Here is a 281-nt window from a genome sequence, read left to right on the forward strand (position 1 = left end):
TGGTCGCCGCTGCCTGCCGCAGGATCGAGCAGGGCGAAGAAGAACCGTCGCTGGCTGAACTGGCTGATGCCGCCGGCCGCAGCGCTGGTTACTTCCATCGTATCTTCAAGGCTGTCACCGGGCTGACGCCGAAGGACTATGCCGCCGCGCACCGCGCCGCCCGGGTCCGCCAAGGCCTGGAAGACGGCGCAAGCGTGACGACGGCGATCTACGATGCCGGCTTCAATTCAAGCGGACGTTTTTACGAGAAATCCACCGGGATGCTCGGCATGACGCCGACG

General features: G+C 65.1%; 1 protein-coding gene. It reads left to right on the forward strand.

The genetic code is table 11. The features are described from left to right. On the forward strand, positions 1-281 hold a 281-nt coding region (locus EOB49_RS38260), incomplete at both ends, for a helix-turn-helix domain-containing protein (RefSeq protein WP_245472957.1).

Origin of the sequence: Mesorhizobium sp. M7A.F.Ca.MR.148.00.0.0 (genome assembly GCF_003997735.1) — a bacterium.
Lineage (GTDB): Bacteria > Pseudomonadota > Alphaproteobacteria > Rhizobiales > Rhizobiaceae > Mesorhizobium.